The 16672-nt window shown below is 70.8% G+C and carries 18 protein-coding genes; 10 read left to right on the plus strand and 8 right to left on the minus strand.

Annotated elements, in window-relative coordinates:
- Positions 1-4: 4 nt before the first annotated feature.
- From NVS83_RS03375 to phnN, 6 genes are read left to right on the plus strand one after another with little or no spacing between them, the layout of a single operon-like run.
- Positions 5-1102, plus strand: coding sequence for a carbon-phosphorus lyase complex subunit (locus NVS83_RS03375; RefSeq protein WP_258738069.1), 1098 nt, complete (start codon positions 5-7; stop codon positions 1100-1102).
- On the plus strand, positions 1099-2010 hold the full coding sequence (locus NVS83_RS03380) for an alpha-D-ribose 1-methylphosphonate 5-phosphate C-P-lyase PhnJ (protein WP_374115009.1): 912 nt from the start codon (positions 1099-1101) through the stop codon (positions 2008-2010). The genes NVS83_RS03375 and NVS83_RS03380 overlap by 4 nt, the downstream gene beginning before the upstream one ends.
- Positions 2007-2795 (plus strand): phosphonate C-P lyase system protein PhnK, encoded by a 789-nt coding sequence (phnK, locus tag NVS83_RS03385; RefSeq protein ID WP_258738070.1) that lies wholly within the window; start codon positions 2007-2009, stop codon positions 2793-2795. Before NVS83_RS03380 ends, phnK begins: the two co-directional genes overlap by 4 nt.
- 4 nt (positions 2796-2799) lie before the next feature.
- On the plus strand, positions 2800-3504 hold the full coding sequence (phnL, locus tag NVS83_RS03390; RefSeq protein WP_258738071.1) for a phosphonate C-P lyase system protein PhnL: 705 nt from the start codon (positions 2800-2802) through the stop codon (positions 3502-3504).
- 7 nt (positions 3505-3511) lie between these two features.
- Positions 3512-4651 carry an alpha-D-ribose 1-methylphosphonate 5-triphosphate diphosphatase gene (locus NVS83_RS03395; protein WP_258738072.1) on the plus strand — a complete coding sequence of 380 codons (1140 nt, stop codon included), beginning with the start codon at positions 3512-3514 and terminating at the stop codon, positions 4649-4651.
- Complete coding sequence (gene phnN, locus NVS83_RS03400; RefSeq protein WP_258738073.1) at positions 4648-5235, plus strand: phosphonate metabolism protein/1,5-bisphosphokinase (PRPP-forming) PhnN; 588 nt, start codon at positions 4648-4650, stop codon at positions 5233-5235. Before NVS83_RS03395 ends, phnN begins: the two co-directional genes overlap by 4 nt.
- A gap of 73 nt (positions 5236-5308) precedes the next feature.
- On the opposite strand, the gene sciP is transcribed toward phnN, so the two are convergent.
- Positions 5309-5584: a CtrA inhibitor SciP gene (gene sciP, locus NVS83_RS03405; RefSeq protein WP_258730811.1), complete on the minus strand. Its 276-nt coding sequence runs from the start codon at positions 5582-5584 to the stop codon at positions 5309-5311.
- A gap of 249 nt (positions 5585-5833) precedes the next feature.
- Between sciP and mnmA the strand changes: the two genes are divergently transcribed.
- Positions 5834-7021, plus strand: coding sequence for a tRNA 2-thiouridine(34) synthase MnmA (gene mnmA / locus NVS83_RS03410; protein ID WP_258738074.1), 1188 nt, complete (start codon positions 5834-5836; stop codon positions 7019-7021).
- 82 nt (positions 7022-7103) lie between these two features.
- Positions 7104-7787, plus strand: a complete 684-nt coding sequence (locus NVS83_RS03415) for a class I SAM-dependent methyltransferase (RefSeq protein WP_258738477.1) — start codon at positions 7104-7106, stop codon at positions 7785-7787.
- A 63-nt stretch (positions 7788-7850) separates the two neighbouring features.
- Here the strand turns inward: NVS83_RS03415 and NVS83_RS03420 are convergent, their stop codons facing one another.
- From NVS83_RS03420 to NVS83_RS03440, 5 genes are all read right to left on the minus strand, one after another.
- Positions 7851-9224, minus strand: a complete 1374-nt coding sequence (locus NVS83_RS03420) for a carbohydrate porin (protein WP_258738075.1) — start codon at positions 9222-9224, stop codon at positions 7851-7853.
- A gap of 90 nt (positions 9225-9314) precedes the next feature.
- Positions 9315-10283 (minus strand): glutathione S-transferase family protein, encoded by a 969-nt coding sequence (locus NVS83_RS03425; RefSeq protein WP_258738076.1) that lies wholly within the window; start codon positions 10281-10283, stop codon positions 9315-9317.
- A 138-nt stretch (positions 10284-10421) separates the two neighbouring features.
- Complete coding sequence (locus tag NVS83_RS03430) at positions 10422-11618, minus strand: HD-GYP domain-containing protein (protein ID WP_258738077.1); 1197 nt, start codon at positions 11616-11618, stop codon at positions 10422-10424.
- Positions 11619-11790: 172 nt separating this feature from the next.
- Entirely contained in the window at positions 11791-12330 is a 540-nt protein-coding gene (locus NVS83_RS03435; RefSeq protein ID WP_258738078.1) for a GNAT family N-acetyltransferase, read from the minus strand.
- Positions 12331-12342: 12 nt separating this feature from the next.
- Positions 12343-12906, minus strand: coding sequence for a helix-turn-helix domain-containing protein (locus NVS83_RS03440; RefSeq protein ID WP_258738079.1), 564 nt, complete (start codon positions 12904-12906; stop codon positions 12343-12345).
- Between the two features lie 253 nt (positions 12907-13159).
- Between NVS83_RS03440 and NVS83_RS03445 the strand changes: the two genes are divergently transcribed.
- Both NVS83_RS03445 and NVS83_RS03450 read left to right on the plus strand, forming a co-directional pair.
- Entirely contained in the window at positions 13160-13681 is a 522-nt protein-coding gene (locus NVS83_RS03445) for a GNAT family N-acetyltransferase (protein ID WP_258738080.1), read from the plus strand.
- A 62-nt stretch (positions 13682-13743) separates the two neighbouring features.
- Complete coding sequence (locus tag NVS83_RS03450) at positions 13744-13956, plus strand: hypothetical protein (RefSeq protein ID WP_258738081.1); 213 nt, start codon at positions 13744-13746, stop codon at positions 13954-13956.
- A 16-nt stretch (positions 13957-13972) separates the two neighbouring features.
- Here NVS83_RS03450 and NVS83_RS03455 read toward each other — a convergent pair whose 3' ends face one another.
- Both NVS83_RS03455 and NVS83_RS03460 read right to left on the minus strand, forming a co-directional pair.
- Positions 13973-14503 (minus strand): dihydrofolate reductase family protein, encoded by a 531-nt coding sequence (locus NVS83_RS03455; RefSeq protein WP_258738082.1) that lies wholly within the window; start codon positions 14501-14503, stop codon positions 13973-13975.
- A gap of 59 nt (positions 14504-14562) precedes the next feature.
- Positions 14563-16635: a hypothetical protein gene (locus NVS83_RS03460; protein WP_258738083.1), complete on the minus strand. Its 2073-nt coding sequence runs from the start codon at positions 16633-16635 to the stop codon at positions 14563-14565.
- Positions 16636-16672 lie beyond the last annotated feature (37 nt).

The raw sequence follows: 16672 nt of genomic DNA on the forward strand, positions 1-16672 counted from the left end.
CGCCATGTATGTCGCGGCCAAGGGCGGCGAGAAGGCGATCCGCAACGCGCATGAGCTGCTGGCCCGGCGCCGGCGCGGCGACCGCACCCTGCCGGCGGTCACGCTGGAGCAGATCGCCGCCCAGCTCACCCTCGCGGTGGACCGTGTGATGGCGGAAGGCTCGCTCTACGACACGGCGCTGGCGGCGCTGGCGATCAAGCAGGCGCGCGGCGATCTGATCGAGGCGATCTTCCTCATTCGCGCCTTCCGCACCACCCTGCCGCGCTTCGGCAGCGCCCGGCCGCTCGACACCGGCGCGATGCTGGTGCGCCGGCGGGTCTCGGCCACTTTCAAGGACCTGCCGGGCGGCCAGCTTCTCGGCCCCACCTTCGACTATACGCACCGCCTGCTCGACACCTCGCTCGCCGAGGCCGACGCCGGCGGCGCGGAGGAGGGCGAGCCGCCACCCGCCGCCGAGCCGGCGCCGCCCATGCCGCGCGTCACCGACCTGATCGGCGCCGAGGGGCTGATCGAGCCCTCGCCGCGGGAAGACGGCGCGGAGCCGTTCGATATCACCCGCGCGCCGGTGAGCTACCCGGTCGACCGCGCGACCCGGCTGCAGACGCTGGCGCGCGGCGACGAGGGCTATCTGCTGGCGCTCGGCTATTCGACCCAGCGCGGCTACGCCCGCTCGCACCCCTTTGTCGGCGAGATCCGCTTCGGCGAAGTCGAGGTGGTGCTGGACATTCCCGAGCTCGGCTTCGAGGTCTCGATCGGCGAGGTCGAGGTGACGGAGTGCCAGATGGTGAACCAGTTCAAGGGCTCGGCGCAGGTGCCGCCGCAATTCACGCGCGGCTACGGCCTCGTCTTCGGACAGTGCGAGCGCAAGGCCATGTCGATGGCGCTGGTCGAGCGGGCGCTGCGCTGGCAGGAACTGGGCGAGGAGCCCGGCGCCCCGGCGCAGGACGAGGAGTTCGTGCTCTCCCACTGCGACAACGTGCAGGCGACCGGCTTCGTCGAGCACCTGAAGCTGCCGCACTATGTCGACTTCCAGGCCGAGCTCGACCTCGTGCGGCGGATGCGGGCGGAAATCGCCACCGAGCGCAAGGAGGCGGCCGAATGAGCGCCCCGCAGGTCGGCAGCATGCCCGACATCACCTACAACTTCGCCTATCTCGACGAGCAGACCAAGCGCATGATCCGGCGCGCGATCCTGAAGGCGATCGCCATTCCCGGCTATCAGGTGCCCTTCGCCGCCCGCGAGATGCCGATGCCCTATGGCTGGGGCACGGGAGGCGTGCAGGTCACGGCGGCCGTGCTCGGCCCGGACGACGTGCTGAAGGTGATCGACCAGGGCGCGGACGACACGACGAACGCGGTGGCGATCCGCGGCTTCTTCGAGAAGACCGCCAAGGTCGCGACCACCACCTCGACCACCGAAGCCAGCATCATCCAGACCCGGCACCGCATTCCCGAGACCAGGCTGCGGGACGACCAGATCCTCGTCTATCAGGTGCCGATCCCCGAGCCGCTGCGCTTCCTCGAGCCGCGCGAGACCGAGACCCGCCAGCTCCACGCGCTGAGCGAATATGGCTTGATGCATGTGAAGCTCTACGAGGACATCGCCCGGCACGGCCACATCGCCACCACCTATGCCTATCCGGTGGAGGTGGCGGGGCGCTACGTGATGGACCCTTCGCCGATCCCGAAATTCGACAATCCCAAGATGGACGACTGCCCGGCGCTGCAGCTCTTCGGCGCGGGGCGCGAGAAGCGCATCTACGCCATCCCGCCCCACACTAAGGTGCGCTCGCTCGACTTCGAGGACCATCCGTTCCGGGTGCAGCGCTTCGCCAGGCCCTGCGCGCTGTGCGGCGCGACGGGGGTCTATCTCGACGAGGTGATCCTCGACGATCGCGGCGGGCGCATGTTCGTGTGCTCGGACACCGACTACTGCACCACCCGGCAGGAGGAGGGCCATCGCGGCGAGATGTCCCCGCCGGCGCGCGATGCGCAGGAGGACGCGGCATGAGCGTGAGTGTGGCTGACCTCCCGCTCCTCGTCGCCGAGGGGCTGTCGAAGGATTATGGCGTGCGCATCGGCTGCCGCGACGTCTCGCTCGAGATCTTCCCCGGCGAGGTGCTGGCGGTGGTGGGCGAGAGCGGCTCGGGCAAGTCGACGCTGCTCGGCCTGCTCTCCACCGAGCTGGCGCCGGATGCGGGGCGCGTGCGCTACCGGCTGCGCGACGGGCGGCTCGCCGACCTCGCCGGCCTCGGCGCGGCGGAAAAGCGGCTGTTGATGCGCACCGACTGGGGCTTCGTGCGCCAGAACGCGGCGGACGGCCTGCGCATGACGGTCTCCGCCGGCGGCAATGTCGGCGAGCGGCTGATGGCGGTGGGCTGGCGCAACTATGCCAGGATCCGCGCCGAGGCGGCCGACTGGCTCGGCCGGGTCGAGATCGCCGCCGACCGCATCGACGACGACCCGCGCGCCTTCTCCGGCGGCATGCGCCAGCGCCTGCAGATCGCCCGCAACCTCGTCACCCGGCCGCGCCTCGTCTTCATGGACGAGCCGACCGGCGGGCTCGACGTCTCGGTGCAGGCGCGCCTGCTGGACCTGATCCGCTCGCTCGTCGCCGAGCTCGGGCTGGCGGTGGTGATCGTCACCCACGACCTTGCCGTGGCGCGGCTGCTCTCGCACCGCATGGTGGTGATGCGGCACGGGCGGGTGATCGAGACCGGGCTCACCGACCAGGTGCTCGACGACCCGCGCGAGCCCTATACGCAGCTCCTTGTGTCCTCGGTTCTGGCGGCGTGAGGCGATGACGAGCGAACCCATCCTTTCCGTCGACGGCGTCGCCAAGACCTTCCTGCTGCACCTGCGCGGCGGGGCGCGGCTGCCGGTGGTCTCGGGCGCCGCCTTCGAGCTGCGCCCGGGCGAATGCGTGGCGCTGGGCGGGCCTTCCGGCGCGGGCAAGAGCTCGCTCTTGAAGATGGTCTATGGCAATTACCGCATCGATTCCGGCACGATCCGGGTTCGGGAGGATGGCGACTTCGTGGACGTGGCGAGCGCCGATCCGCGCCGGCTTATGCGCCTGCGCGCCTCCACCATGGGCTATGTCAGCCAGTTCCTGCGGGTGATCCCGCGCGTCTCGACGCTCGAGGTGGTGGCCGAGCCGCTGGTCGGCGACGGCGTCGCGCGCGAACAGGCTCTGGAGCGGGCCGGCGCGCTGCTCGCGCGGCTGAACCTGCCCGAGCGGCTGTGGCCGCTGCCGCCCGCCACCTTCTCCGGCGGCGAGCAGCAGCGGGTGAACATCGCCCGCGGGCTCATCGCCCATCGCCCGCTCCTGCTGATGGACGAGCCGACCGCCTCGCTCGACGCCGCCAACAGCCGCGTCGTGGTGGAACTGATCGGCGAGAAGAAGCGCGCGGGCGTCGCCATCCTTGGCATCTTCCACGATGCGCAGGTGCGCGAGGCGGTGTGCGACCGGGTGATCGACGTGACGGAATTCGCGAAAGCGGCGTGAGGATGCGATGAACGAGACGGTCTACGCCAATGCCCGGCTGGTGCTGCCCGACGAGGTCCGGCAGGGCCATCTGGTGGTGCGCGACGGGCGGATCGCCGAGATCGGCGAGGGCTCGGCGCCGCGCTCGGCGCTCGACATGGCGGGCGACTACCTGCTGCCCGGCCTCGTCGAGCTGCACACCGACCATGTCGAGGGCCATCTCTACCCGCGCCCGCATGTGCAGTGGAACGCCTTCGCGGCGGTGACCGCCTATGACGCGCAGATCGCCGCCTCGGGCATCACCACCGTGTTCGACTCGCTCAGGGTCTGGCCCGACAAGCGGGCGGTCGGCATGGACGGCGACGCGCCGCTGCTCGCCGAGACGATCGCGCAGGCGTCGCGCTCGGGGCTGATGCGCGCCGAGCACCACGTTCACCTGCGCTGCGAGGTGGCGGCCGACGGCGTGGTGGAGGATGCGCAGGCGCTGATGGAGACCATCGACGTGCGCCTCGTCTCGCTCATGGACCACACGCCCGGCCAGCGCCAGTTCCTGACCGAGGAGAAGTTCCGCTCCTACTACAAGAAGAAGTCCGGCATGACAGATGCCGAGATGGACGTCATCGTCGCCGACCGGCTGAACGCCCACGCCAACCATGCCCGCCCCAACCGGGCGCGCCTCGTCGCGCTCGCCCGCGCGCGTGGCATCGTGCTGGCGAGCCATGACGACGCCACCGACGCCCATGTCGCCGAGGCGATCGAGGACGGGGTGGCGATCGCCGAGTTCCCGACCACCACGGGCGCTGCCGCCGGCTCGCACGGCGCCGGCATCCGGGTGCTGATGGGCGCGCCGAACGTGGTGCGCGGCGGCTCGCACACCGGCAACGTCGCCGCTGGCGATCTCGCCCGCGCCGGCGTGCTCGACATCCTCTCCTCCGATTACGTGCCCGGCAGCCTGCTGCTGGCCGCCTTCGCCCTGCCGCGCATGGCGCCCGCCATCTCCCTGCCCGAGGCGGTGGCGATGGTGAGCGCGAATCCCGCCGACGCGGCCGGGCTCGCCGATCGCGGCCGGCTCGCACCGGGCCGGCGGGCGGATTTCCTGCGGGTCGCCGATGCTGGCCCGGCGCCGGTGGCGCGCATGGTGTGGCGCGAGGGGGAGCGGATCGCGTGAGCGGAGTGGCGGTGGAGAGTTCCGACCTTTCCGGCGAGGGCCGGCTGGGGCCGGGCCAGCTCGTGCTCGTGGTCGGCCCCTCGGGTGCCGGCAAGGACACGCTGATCGCCTATGCCCGTGAGCGCCTCGCCGGGCGCGCCGACATCAGCTTCGCGCGCCGGCGCATCACCCGGCCGGCGGACGCGACCGAGAACCACATCGCGCTCGACGAGCGCGCCTTCGCCCATGGCGTGGCGATGGGCGACTTCCCGCTCTACTGGCAGGCCAACGGGCTGAGCTACGCGCTCGGCCCGGAGATCACCGGCGAGATCGTCGCCGGGCGCATCGTCGTCGCCAACGGCTCGCGCGCCGTGCTCGGCAGGGCGCGGGCCCGTTTCGCCCGGGTGCGGGTGGTGCATGTGACGGCGCCGCTGGAGGTGCTGGCGGCGCGGCTCGCTGCGCGCGGGCGCGAGGCGCACGAGGCGGTGCTGGAGCGCCTGCGTCGCGAGCCGGCGCTCGACCAGACCCCGGACCTGCGCATCCTCAACGTCGACGCGGTCGATGCGGCCGGCGAGAGGCTGGCCGCGTTCCTGCGCGGACTGTGACGCGGAGGCCGAAAAGCGTCATGGCCGGGCGGGGCCCGGCCATGATTGCGATCCGACGGGATGGCGTTGCGATCTACTGCCGGTACTGCTGGATGCGCGTGGTGCGCAGCCCTGCGAGTCCGTGGCGGTCGATCGAGGCCTGCCAGGAAAGAAATTCCTCGGTGGTCAAAGTATAGCGCTTGCAGGCTTCCTCGAGACTGAGGAGCCCGCCACGAACGGCGGCGACGACTTCCGCCTTGCGGCGGATAACCCACCGCCGGGTGTTTGGCGGGGGCAAGTCGGCAATGGTCAGCGGACTTCCGTCCGGCCCGATTACATATTTCACCCTCGGGCGATAGGCGTCGGTCATGGTACGCTCACTGAATACCCACGATCAATGGCAGGATGGTAGCGCCTGAGCTTTAAATATTTCCCTAAGCGAATCACGGTCCGGTGAAGATGAGCTGGTTTCCGCTTCGTTAATATTTGCGAAGGACTTTGTTTACTTTCCCGGCGTGGCGTCGGGACCACGGCGGCGGGCGGATGCGCCGGCAGGGTTCATAGAAAGGCCACGGTGTCCTATATAGAAGGAGCGTCCCTGAGCACCCGTCCCGCATCCATGATCCGCCTCGACGATACCTCCCGCCTCCCGAGCCAGACCCGCGTGGTCGTGGCGATGTCGGGCGGCGTCGATTCCTCGGTGGTGGCGGCGCTCTACGCGCAGGCGGGTTACGACGTCGTCGGCGTCACCCTCCAGCTCTACGACCATGGCGAGGCGATGCATCACCGGCCCGGCGCCTGCTGCGCCGGCCAGGACATCTATGATGCCCGCACGGTGGCCGAGAAGCTCGGCATCCCCCATTACGTGCTCGACTATGAGAGCCGCTTCCGCCACGCGGTGATCGAGCGCTTCGCCGACGCCTATGCGGCCGGGGAGACCCCCATTCCCTGCGTCGACTGCAATCGCACGGTGAAGTTCCGCGACCTCCTCGAGACCGCGCGCGACCTCGGCGCCGACATTCTCGCCACCGGCCACTACGTCACCAGCCGGGCGCTGCCGGACGGGCGGCGCGCCCTGTTCCGCCCGCTCGACGAGAGCCGGGACCAGAGCTACTTCCTCTATGCCACCACGGCCGAGCAGATCGGGATGCTGCGCTTCCCGCTCGGCGAGACCACCAAGCCGGAGGTGCGCGCGCTGGCCGAGGCGGCCGGGCTGAAGGTCGCCGACAAGCCGGACAGCCAGGACATCTGCTTCGTGCCCAACGGGCACTACACCGCCATCGTCGAGAAGCTGCGCCCCGAGGCCGCCGAGCCGGGCGATATCGTCCATCTCGACGGCCGGGTGCTGGGCCGGCACGCGGGGGTGATGCGCTACACGATCGGCCAGCGCAAGGGACTGGGCATTGCCGCCTCGGAGCCGCTCTACGTGGTCGGCATCGATGCCGGCCGCCGCCGCGTCGTGGTCGGCCCGCGCGATGCGCTGGGCGTGGCGGCGATCCGCATCGACGAAGTGAACTGGCTGGGCGACGAGACGTTGGACGAGGCGGCCGCGAGCGGCCGCGCGGTGTACGTCAAGGTGCGCTCGGCGCGCGCGCCGGTGCCGGGGGCGCTCGCCCGCGGCGCCGATGGCGGGATCGACGTGCTGCTCGACGTCGCCGAGGAGGGCGTGGCCCCGGGCCAGGCCTGCGTTTTCTACGCCGACGGCGGCGCAGGCGCGCGGCTGCTCGGCGGCGGCGTTATCCGCCGCGCGCAGAAGGGCTTCACCGCGCTGACACGTGAAGCCGGGATGATGGCACGATCGGCGTGAGTCGGCCGGTCGGGGCGGGCCGCGCGCCACGCGGCGAGGAATGGCTGGTGTGCCGCGCTGCGGCGAGAAGCTGGGGGACGACATGACGACCGATCTCGACCGCAACACCGTCGAGGAGGCCTATGCCCGCTGGGCGCCGATCTACGACGTCGTGTTCGGCGCCGTGTTCGAACCCGGCCGCAAGGCGGCGATGAAGGTTGCGGAGAGCATCGGCGGGCGGATCCTCGAATTCGGCGTCGGCACCGGCTTCGCCCTGCCGGCCTACCGCCGCACCAATCGCCTGGTCGGCGTCGACATCTCCGAGCCCATGCTGCAGAAGGCCCGCGAGCGGGTGGCGCGGGAGCGGCTGACCCATGTCGAGGGCCTGTGCCTGATGGACGGCGCCCATATGGGCTTCGCCGATGCCAGCTTCGACGTCGTCATCGCCCAGTTCGTCATCACCGTGGTGCCGCACCCCGAGGAGACGCTGGACGAGATGGCCCGCGTGCTGCGCCCGGGCGGCGAGATCATCCTGGTGAACCATCTCGGCGCCGAGGACGGCCCGCGCGCCTCCTTCGAGCGCTGGTTCGCGCGCCGGGCGCGCAAGCTCGGCTGGCGCCCGGAATTCCAGTTCGCCCGTCTGCGCGACTGGGCGCTGCGCAACGACACGGTCGACATGCCGATCAAGCGCGACGTGGCGCTCGGCATGTACACGATGGTCCGCTTCCGCAAGCGCACCGAGGCCGAGATCACCGCCGCCGAGGAGCCGGTGGCTCTGGCGGGGTGAATTCGCCCGCGCCCGATCAGCCCCCTCGACGCCGCAACGCGGCGAGGTGATCGCCCGTCCCCTTCAAAACGTCACCGTGCTCCGCACCCCGAACACCGCCGCGTCCCTCAGCGCCTGGGTCGGGTTGCTGCCGTCCGGGTCCGGTACGTTGCCGCCGGGGTGGAAGACGTACTGGAAGAAGGGCTGCACGCTGAGCCAGGGCGTCATGGCAGCCTGGTAGTCGATCTCCAGTACCGCCTCGTAGTCCTGCACCGGGCCGTCCATGCCGCTCAGCGCATTGCTCGTGCGGTCGAGCCGGGCGAGGGCGGGACTGATCTTCGCATAGGCGAGGCCGATGCCGGCGACGTCGTTGGGCCGGCCGGGCAGGGGGCCCGTCAGCGCGAGGCCGGTGTCGACGTAGAAGCTGACCTCGTTGCGGTCCTCCGGCGCCCAGGCGACGCGCACGAAGCCGGACAGGCTCGCCGTCGACGAGGTCCAGAGCTGCTGGTCGGCAATGGCGTAGAGCGAATAGTCGCCCTGATGCGCCAAGGGGCCGTTCGCCCCCGGATCGGCCAGCGAGAGCCCGTTGGCGGCGACCGAGAGATCGTCGAACGTCTCGGAATTGTACCAGGCGCCGAGGCGGAAGGTGCCGGTGAGCCCGTTCGCGCCCTTGTGGACATAGCTCGCCTCGACGATGGCGAGGACACCGTCGTCGAGCGGGAAGTCGAGCCCGTCCGCATTGCCGCCGGCACCGCCCAGCGGGTTGCCGTTGAAGGCGGCGGCCTGCACGGAGAAGGCGTCGTCCGGCGCCCACCTCACCCAGGCGCCCGGCGTGGGCAGCGGATCGGCCGGCCCGCCGCCGGGCAGGTCGACGCCATAGATGCCCGGCCAGCCGAAGGCCGAGTTGACGAACAGGCCCGCCGTGTCGCTGACGGCGAATTCCTCGTCGATCGCGATCTGGCCGATACGAGTGGTGAGCCGATCATCGGCGAAATGGTTCTCGAGATAGAGCTCGCCGAGCCGCGCGCCGGCATCGCCCGCGATGTTGGTGAGGGTGAGCAGGTTGCCGACATCGTCCGACAGGTTGGAGCCCTGCAGCCAGTAGAGGCTGGCGACGACGCTGGCGCCCTTCCAGCCGGCGAGCTTGTCGAGGTCGAGGGCGACCTCCAGCTCGTACTGCCCGTCCATCGCCGCGCCCTGGCGGATGCCGCCGCTGGCATTGCCGAGCGCGTCGACGATCCAGTTCGAGGTGACGGTGACGCCCTTGTCGGCGAGCGCGGTGCGGGTGCCGCCCCAGTCGCCGGTGAGCGTATTGCGGGTCAGCCAGTCGGATGCGGGCGTGCCGGCGGGGTCGGCGAGGGCCGGCAGGGCGACGAACGAGGCCGCCGCGCAGGCGAGGGCGCGCAGCCGCGCGGCGCCGGGTGGCCGGCTAGGGTAACGGAACGCTTTGCTGCGCATGGCCTCGACAATCTTCCCGATCCGCCGGCACTGCGTGCCCGAATGAAGCGCGCCTCGTTATGGCCGGACCCGAGCGGGCCCGTCAGTGCGTCAGCTCCACCAGCTCTCCGGCCCGACGGGCACGATGCCGGTCGGGTTGATGGTCTTGTGGCTCTGGTAGTAGTGCCGCTTGATGTGCGTCATGTTCACCGTGTCCGCCACGCCCGGCAGCGCGTAGAGCGCGCGCACGAAACGCCGGAGGTTCGGGTACTCCCGGATCTGCCGGATGTTGCACTTGAAGTGGCCGACATAGACCGGGTCGAAGCGGATCAGCGTGGTGAAGAGGCGGATGTCGGCCTCGGTGAGCGCCTCGCCCAACAGCCAGGGGCGCCCTTCGAGCCGCCCCTCCAACTCGTCGAGCATGGCGAACAGCGCGCGCACCGCCTCCTCATAGGCCTCCTGCGTGGTGGCGAAGCCGGCCTTGTAGACGCCGTTGTTGACCGCGTCGTAGACCCGCGCGTTGAGGGCGTCGATCTCCTCGCGCAGCGGCGCGGGATAGTAGTCGTGCTCGTCGTCGGTGAAGGCCGTGAAGGCGTCGTTGAGCATGCGGATGATCTCCGCTGACTCGTTGTTGACGATGGTCTCCCGCTCGCGGTCCCAAAGCACCGGCACGGTGACGCGGCCGGAATAGGCGGGGTCGGCGGCGAGGTAGACCTCATAGAGCCGCTGCTTGCCGAGCACGCCGTCCGTCGTCGCGCCTTCGGTGGGCGTCGTGGCGTGGTCGGCGAACACCCAGCCCTCCGACCCCATGAACGGGTCGACCACCGAGACCGGGATGACCGGCTCCAGCTTCTTCAGTGCCCGGAAGATCAGCGTGCGATGCGCCCAGGGGCAGGCATAGGAGACGTAGAGGTGGTAGCGCCCCGCCTCGGCGCGGAAGCCGCCGCCGCCGGAAGGCCCCGGCGCGCCGTCCGCCGTCACCCAGTCGCGGAAGCGGGTGACGGTGCGCACGAAGCGCCCGCCCGTGCTCTTGGTGTCGTACCACTGGTCAACCCATTTGCCCTCGACGAGCAGTCCCATGGCGGTTCTCCTTTGCCGCCATGCTAGAGCACAAACGGGCCGGATCGAAGCGGGCCGGGTCCGTTCTTTTGCGCAAGATCTTGAATTCAGGGCGAAAATGCACGCTCATGCGCGTGGCCCGGGCTGGCGGCCGCGCGTTCAGGGCGCGCGCATCTCCCGCGCGGGGAGCGCGACGCGGGGCGGCTCGCGCAGCGGGCGGAACTCGCTGCGCATGGCCCGCAGCATGTCGGGCACGGTCGCCGGCGAGATCTCGCTCTCGGGATCGGCGAAGGCGTCCTGTATCCGCTCCATGCTCGGCTGGATCAGCAGGAACACGTCGACGAGGCGCGGGTCGAACATGATGCCCCGGTTGGCGGCGATGTAGTCGCGCGCCGATTTGCGGCTCCACGCCTTCTTGTAGGGGCGGCTCGCGAGCAGGGCGTCGTAGACGTCGCATATGGCGACGATGCGCGCTTCCAGCGGGATATCCTCGCCGCGGAGCCCGCCGGGATAGCCGCGCCCGTCCCACCGCTCGTGGTGGCGCAGCGCCACCAGGCGGGCCATGTGGATCACCGGCGAGGGATGGTCGGGAATGATCTCGGCACCGATCTCGGTGTGACGCTGCATCACCATGCGCTCGGCCTCGGTCAGCGGCGCCGGCTTGAGCAGGATGTCGTCCGGCACGCCGATCTTGCCGATGTCGTGCAGCGGGCTCGCCATCTGCAGCGCGTTGGCCCAAGCGGGGCTCTGACCGGCGGCGAGGGCGAGCGCATGGCACATGCGGCTGACGCGGATGAGGTGGTGGCCGCCCTCGTAATCGCGGTACTCGCCGACCCGGGCGAGGCTCATGTTGAGCTCGTAGGTCAGATCGTCGATCTCGCCCAGGCAGGCGTCGTAATAGACCGCCGAGGCGAGGCCGAGATCGAGGAAGGCGACGCGGTTGATCGCCGCGATGTTCAAAGACTGCCTTTGTACGTCGCCGGCGAAGTTCCGGCAGACGAGATCGACGATGCCGCTCACCAGCAGGCTGTAGGTCGCCGAGAACTGCAGCGGGTCGATGCCGAGCCGGAAATGCACCGTGCCGAGCGCGCGCGCAGCGGCGAGATATTCGCCGTCGAAGCGGCCGGCGAAGACATAGTCGAGCCAGTGCCGGCGCATCGCCTCGCGCGCCCGCTCGATCGAGGCCGGCTCGGCGAAGGCGAGCGGGGCGCGGCCCGGCGCGGTGAGGGGCGAGAGGGCGGCGCCGATCACCTCGTCGCCATGGGCCTTGATGAGCGGGGCCATCGCGCGCAGCGTCGCCGTCGTCGCCTCGTCAATATTGAACAGCGCGATCCAGCGCGCGAGGGAACGTGGCATAAGCTCTCGCCGATTGAAGCCGAAAGCGAATTAAGACCAACGCCGCCGGCACCTTCCTTGACATGAATCAATCGGCGACTGTTGAATCAAAGTGGAGAATGTACAGTCGGCGCGGGTAGATTAACGGAATATTGAAACGGGCCCAGCAAAGGCCAGTTCTGCACCCGTTATGTCAAGAAGTGTGCACAAGACGTTTCCAGTAGAGCAGCGTGGCGGTGAGCCCGCCATGCGGCTTCAGCGCGAAATCGGGGATCTCGCCGGCCCGCACGAAGCCGTGCTTCTCGTAGAGGCCTGCCGCGCCGCCATCCTTCGCCGTGTCCAGCACCAGCAGGGTGCGCCCGTGCGCGGCGGCGAGGCGTTCGGCCTCGGCGAGCAGGGCGCTGGCGATGCCGCGCCCGCGATGGGCCGGCCGCGTCATCATCTTGGCGATCTCGGCGCGGTGCGGCTGGTTCTCCGGCAAGGCGAGCTGGAGCGTGACGGTGCCGGCGAGCCCTTCGCCGTCGGAGCCATGAACGAAGGCGCCGAGCACGATCCGCTCGCCGCGCGCGGCGGCCTCCAGCGCGCCGGCGCAGAAGCTGCGAGCCCGGTCCGTGTCGAGCGGGTGCATGAAGCTCACCGAGCCGCCCGCCGCCACGGTCTCGACCAGCAGCCCGGCGAGCGCGTCGATGCTTGCCAGGTCGGGGCCGAGGGGGCGGATGCGAAGGTCGATCATGGGCGCCGCCGGTCAGATGCGGGAGAGGGCGACGAGATAGCGGCAGGGCGCGCCGGTCTCGTTGGCGAAGACGGTGTCGCCCGGCGGGCCGAAGCCGAGGCAGTCGCCCGGCTCCAGCCGGTGGACCGCGCCGCCCTCGTGGAGCGTCAGCGTTCCGGCGCGGACCTGCACGAGCTGGCGGAGATGGGCGAAGGAGGAGGCGGGCAGGGCGACGCGCCGGCGCGGCGGCAGCTCCACCTCCACCAGCTCCACCGGATGGTCCGGCCGCGCGAAGATCTGGCGGCGCACATAGCCGGTCTCCGGGTCGGTCCAGACCGGCTGCTCGGCGGCCCGCACCAGCCGCTCGCCGCCCTCGGCGCGCAGCAGCAGCCCGGCCAGCGTGAGGTCGAACGCCCCGGCGAGACGCACCAGCACCACGGCGGTCGGGCTCGCCGTGCCGCGCTCGATCTTGCTGATCATCGCCTTGGACACGCCCGAGCGTGCGGCGAGGTCGGCGAGCGACCAGCCGCGTGCGTCGCGCTCCACGCGCAGGCGCCGCGCGAGCCGAAGGCCGGTGTCGTCGACTATATGATCCATGTGTCTCCTATAGTGGATGACACTGCCGGCGGCAATCGGCGCGGCGAATCCCTCGACCTGCCCGCCGCGCTGTGCTATCCGGGCCAGCCCTCAGAGGATGGACCCATGCTCCGGACGCCCGCCCAGCGACGACGAGACGCGCGCAGCCGCCGCGCCGTCGTGCGCGCGCGCCTTTTCTCCTCTGCCCGCCGGCGGCCGTGACGCGCCCGCTCGGCGCGGCGACGTGCCGAGCCCTGAGCGCCCGAGAGCCCCGATGACCGAGTTGTCCATCACCATCCTGCCCGAGAACCCCGCCGACGATGCCGCGATCGAGCGGCTGGTGGCCCGCACCTTCGGGCCCGGCCGCTTCGCGCGCACCGCCTACCGGCTGCGCGAGGGCAACCCGCACCGGCGCGACCTGTCCTTCACCGCCTATATCGGCACCATGCTGGTGGGCTCGGTGCGCCTGACCCCGATCGTCATCGGCGAGGCGAAGGCGCTGCTGCTCGGCCCGCTCACGGTGGAGCCGCCCTTCCGCTCGCACGGCATCGGCCGGCGGCTGGTGGAGCGCTCGCTCGAGGCGGCGCGGACCGAATCCGCGCCCGACGCCGCGCGCCTCGTCATGCTGGTGGGCGACGAGCCCTATTACGGGCGCATGGGCTTCCAGCGCGTCGCCCCCGGCAGGGTGAGCCTGCCCGGCCCGGTCGATCCCCGCCGCGTGCTGGTCTGCCCGCTCGACGGCGTGCCGGTGGAGACGGTGGAGGGCTCGGTGCGGAAAGGCTTCGCGCCGGCTTGAACGCGCCGTCCCCGCCGCCCTATAGGGGATGAGCGGATGAGCCGCGACGCGAGGAGGTCCGCTTGAACGGTGACGAACTCAGACTGATCCTGTGCCGGATGGCGCCGGGCATGGCCCTCACTGTGCCGGACGAGTGGATCGACAAGCACATCTCCGGGACCAACGCCGCCCGCGCCGCGCTGGTGGACGAGATCGCGCGGCAATATCAGTGCATCAGCAAGCCCGGCTTCGGCGTGCAGATCTTCGAGAAGCAGATCGTGCCGTTCACGGGGTGACGGGACGGCGCGGATTTCAGCCGGGCCGGTACGCCAGATGCACCATGCCCTTTCCGAGAGCGGCGCTGCTCTCCAGCGCGAGGCTGCGCGGCGGCCGATCGCTCTTCGGGAACAGGGGAACGCCATCGCCCAGCAGAACCGGAATGATGAAGAGATCGAGCCGGTCGAGCGCGCCGGCTTCGATGAAGGCCGCCTGCAGCGCGGCGCCGCCCACGATCCAGCTGTTCCCCTCCCGCGCGCGCAGATGCGCGATCAGTCGCGGCACGTCGTCCGTCCAGGCCGAGACGCCGGCGGGCGCGTCCCCGAGCGGGCGCGAGGTGAGGATGAGGGCGCGCTTGCCCTCATAGAACCAGCCCGCGCCGCTCTCCCGCCCCATGAGCAGGACCTGGTCGTAGGTCGTCCGGCCCATCACCACCGTGTCGATCCCGGCGATGAAACCGGCATAGCCGGCATCGACCTCGTCGAAAGGCGCCAGCCAGCCGATGCCGCCGTCCCTGTCGGCGATGTAGCCGTCGAGGCTGGCGGCCATGTAGCCCTGGATCGTCATTGCGAACTCCCGCACAGCGCGAATCTGTCGCGCCAGCATAGTCCGCGGCGGAGGCTTCCCTAGCGGCCCTCGCGCGCCCAGGCGGCGGCGATGCCGGCCATGAGGATGAGGAGGCCCGACAGGCCGGCGAACAGCGGGAACAGGCCGAGCCCGCGCACCACCGAGACCTCGCGCATCGACAGGCCGAGCCAGTCCTCGCCCGCGAAGCGGTCGCTGGAGCGCACTGCCACCACGCGCGGCACGCCACCGGCGAGATCGGCCATGCGCCATACCCCGCCGCCGGTCTCGGCCAGCGGCGCGCGCAGCGTCTGCGTGGTCGAGGTCACCTCGGCGAATTCGCGCGGGTTCAGCGGGCCGACATTGACCAGCGCCGTCAGGTCGCCATTGGCCGCCCGCCACAGGCCGAGCGTGTCGGCCGGGAAGGTGGCGCGGAACAGGCCCGGCTCGGCGGCGGTGAGATCCAAGGTGCGGGTGGCGCCGGTGGGCGTGGTGATGACGACCGGGGGCACGCTGTCGCCCATGGTCTGGCGCTCGACCACGATGTCGGGCCCGCGCGCCACCATGCTGAGGCGCTCCTCCTCGAGCTCGGGCTCCTTCATCAGCCAGTGCGAGAGCCGGCGCAGCAGGTCGATATAGGGCCCGCCGCCCTCGAAGCCGCGCGCCCACAGCCAGAACTGGTCGGACAGCAGCAGCGCCACGCGGCCCTGGCCGATGCGGTCGAGCAGCAGGATCGGCTCCTTGTTCGGCCCGTCCATGACGCTGGTGCCGCGCACGCCGCGGCTGTCGATGACGCGGAAGAAGCGTGCCCATGAGGGTGGGTCGTTCTGCGAGCCGGGCAGGGCGCGGGTCACCGGGTGGCGCTCGCCGGCCGAGGTGAGCTTGGCGCGGAACGGCTCCTCGGTGAGGTTCCCGGTGGGGCCGGCCGGGAGGATCGATTCCAGCGGCGTGTTGAACACCGAGCCTTCCGACGTGTAGTCGGCGCCGGCGGCCACCAGCAGCGCGCCGCCTTCCTCCACATAGCGCACGATGTTGTCGAAATAGATCATCGGCAGCACGCCGGTCTGGGCGTAACGGTCGAAGATGATGAGGTCGAAATCCTTGATCTTCTGCTGGAACAGCTCGCGCGTGGGGAAGGCGATCAGCGACAATTCGTTGATCGGCGTGCCGTCCTGCTTCTCCGGCGGGCGCAGGATGGTGAAGTGGACGAGGTCGACATTGGCGTCGGACTTCAAGAGGTTGCGCCAGGTGCGCTCGCCCACGTTCGGCTCGCCCGAGACCAGCAGCACCCGCAGCTTGTCGCGCACGCCGTCGATCGAGACCGCGGCGCGGTTGTTCACCGGCGTCAGCTCGCCGTCGAGCCCGGCCGCCTCGATCTCGACGATGTTGGCCCCGGCATGGGTGATCTCGACGTCGATCTCGGCCGGCTGGCCGGCGGTGACGACCGGCCGAGCCACCACCGCGCCGTCGCGCCGCACGGTGACGGGGACCCGCGCGCCGGCGGGCGCGCCCTCGTCCTCGACCCGGTAGCCGATGGTCTGGCGCTGGCCGACGATGCCGAAGCGCGGCGTCGAGGTGAGCGCCACGCGCCGGTCGCGCTCGCCCTCATGGCCGGAGATGATGGCGTGCACCGGCGCGTGGAAGCCGAGCGCCGCCATGGTGGCGGGGATGTCGTGCACCCGCCCGTCGGTGAGGAAGATCGCGCCCGCCACCCGCTCGGGCGGCACGTCGGCGAGGCCTGCGGAGAGCGCGGTGAACAGCCGCGTGCCGTCCACCTCGCCGGCGCCGGCCCCGGCGTCGATGAAGCGGATCTCGGCGCCCTGCTCCTTCAGCTTGTCGAGCCGCTTCTCGAGCTCGGCGCGGGCGGCCTCGGTCATCTGCGTGCGGTCGCCGAACTGCTGGCTGGTGCTCTTGTCGACCACCACCGCGACCACGGTCGGCAGCGGCTCGCGCTCCTCGCGGGTCAGCGAGGGGTTGGCGAGCGCCAGCACGGCGAGGGCGAGCGCCAGCGTGCGCAGCCAGGCGCCGCGGGTGCGCGCGAAGATGAGCAGCAGCGCCACCACGCCGGCCACGGCGCCGGCGGCGATCAGCAGCGGCAGCGAGACCAGCGGATCGAAGGCGAGGCCGAGATTCATGCGCGGCCTCCCTCAGCCATGGCGGCAGGCGGGGCGG

Origin of the sequence: Ancylobacter mangrovi, assembly GCF_024752335.1 — a bacterium.
GTDB lineage: Bacteria > Pseudomonadota > Alphaproteobacteria > Rhizobiales > Xanthobacteraceae > Ancylobacter > Ancylobacter mangrovi.

Excerpts from the sequence above, each read along its gene's own strand:
- NVS83_RS03375 (WP_258738069.1), top strand. The coding sequence starts at position 5 with ATGTATGTCGCGGCCAAGGGCGGCGAGAAGGCGATCCGCAACGCGCAT.
- NVS83_RS03455 (WP_258738082.1), bottom strand. The coding sequence starts at position 14,503 with ATGACGATCCAGGGCTACATGGCCGCCAGCCTCGACGGCTACATCGCC.
- NVS83_RS03445 (WP_258738080.1), top strand. The coding sequence starts at position 13,160 with ATGACCGAGTTGTCCATCACCATCCTGCCCGAGAACCCCGCCGACGAT.
- phnL (WP_258738071.1), top strand. The coding sequence starts at position 2,800 with ATGACGAGCGAACCCATCCTTTCCGTCGACGGCGTCGCCAAGACCTTC.
- NVS83_RS03420 (WP_258738075.1), bottom strand. The coding sequence starts at position 9,224 with ATGCGCAGCAAAGCGTTCCGTTACCCTAGCCGGCCACCCGGCGCCGCG.
- sciP (WP_258730811.1), bottom strand. The coding sequence starts at position 5,584 with ATGACCGACGCCTATCGCCCGAGGGTGAAATATGTAATCGGGCCGGAC.
- mnmA (WP_258738074.1), top strand. The coding sequence starts at position 5,834 with ATGATCCGCCTCGACGATACCTCCCGCCTCCCGAGCCAGACCCGCGTG.
- NVS83_RS03380 (WP_374115009.1), top strand. The coding sequence starts at position 1,099 with ATGAGCGCCCCGCAGGTCGGCAGCATGCCCGACATCACCTACAACTTC.
- NVS83_RS03440 (WP_258738079.1), bottom strand. The coding sequence starts at position 12,906 with ATGGATCATATAGTCGACGACACCGGCCTTCGGCTCGCGCGGCGCCTG.
- NVS83_RS03425 (WP_258738076.1), bottom strand. The coding sequence starts at position 10,283 with ATGGGACTGCTCGTCGAGGGCAAATGGGTTGACCAGTGGTACGACACC.
- NVS83_RS03460 (WP_258738083.1), bottom strand. The coding sequence starts at position 16,635 with ATGAATCTCGGCCTCGCCTTCGATCCGCTGGTCTCGCTGCCGCTGCTG.
- NVS83_RS03435 (WP_258738078.1), bottom strand. The coding sequence starts at position 12,330 with ATGATCGACCTTCGCATCCGCCCCCTCGGCCCCGACCTGGCAAGCATC.
- phnK (WP_258738070.1), top strand. The coding sequence starts at position 2,007 with ATGAGCGTGAGTGTGGCTGACCTCCCGCTCCTCGTCGCCGAGGGGCTG.
- NVS83_RS03395 (WP_258738072.1), top strand. The coding sequence starts at position 3,512 with ATGAACGAGACGGTCTACGCCAATGCCCGGCTGGTGCTGCCCGACGAG.
- NVS83_RS03415 (WP_258738477.1), top strand. The coding sequence starts at position 7,104 with ATGACGACCGATCTCGACCGCAACACCGTCGAGGAGGCCTATGCCCGC.
- NVS83_RS03430 (WP_258738077.1), bottom strand. The coding sequence starts at position 11,618 with ATGCCACGTTCCCTCGCGCGCTGGATCGCGCTGTTCAATATTGACGAG.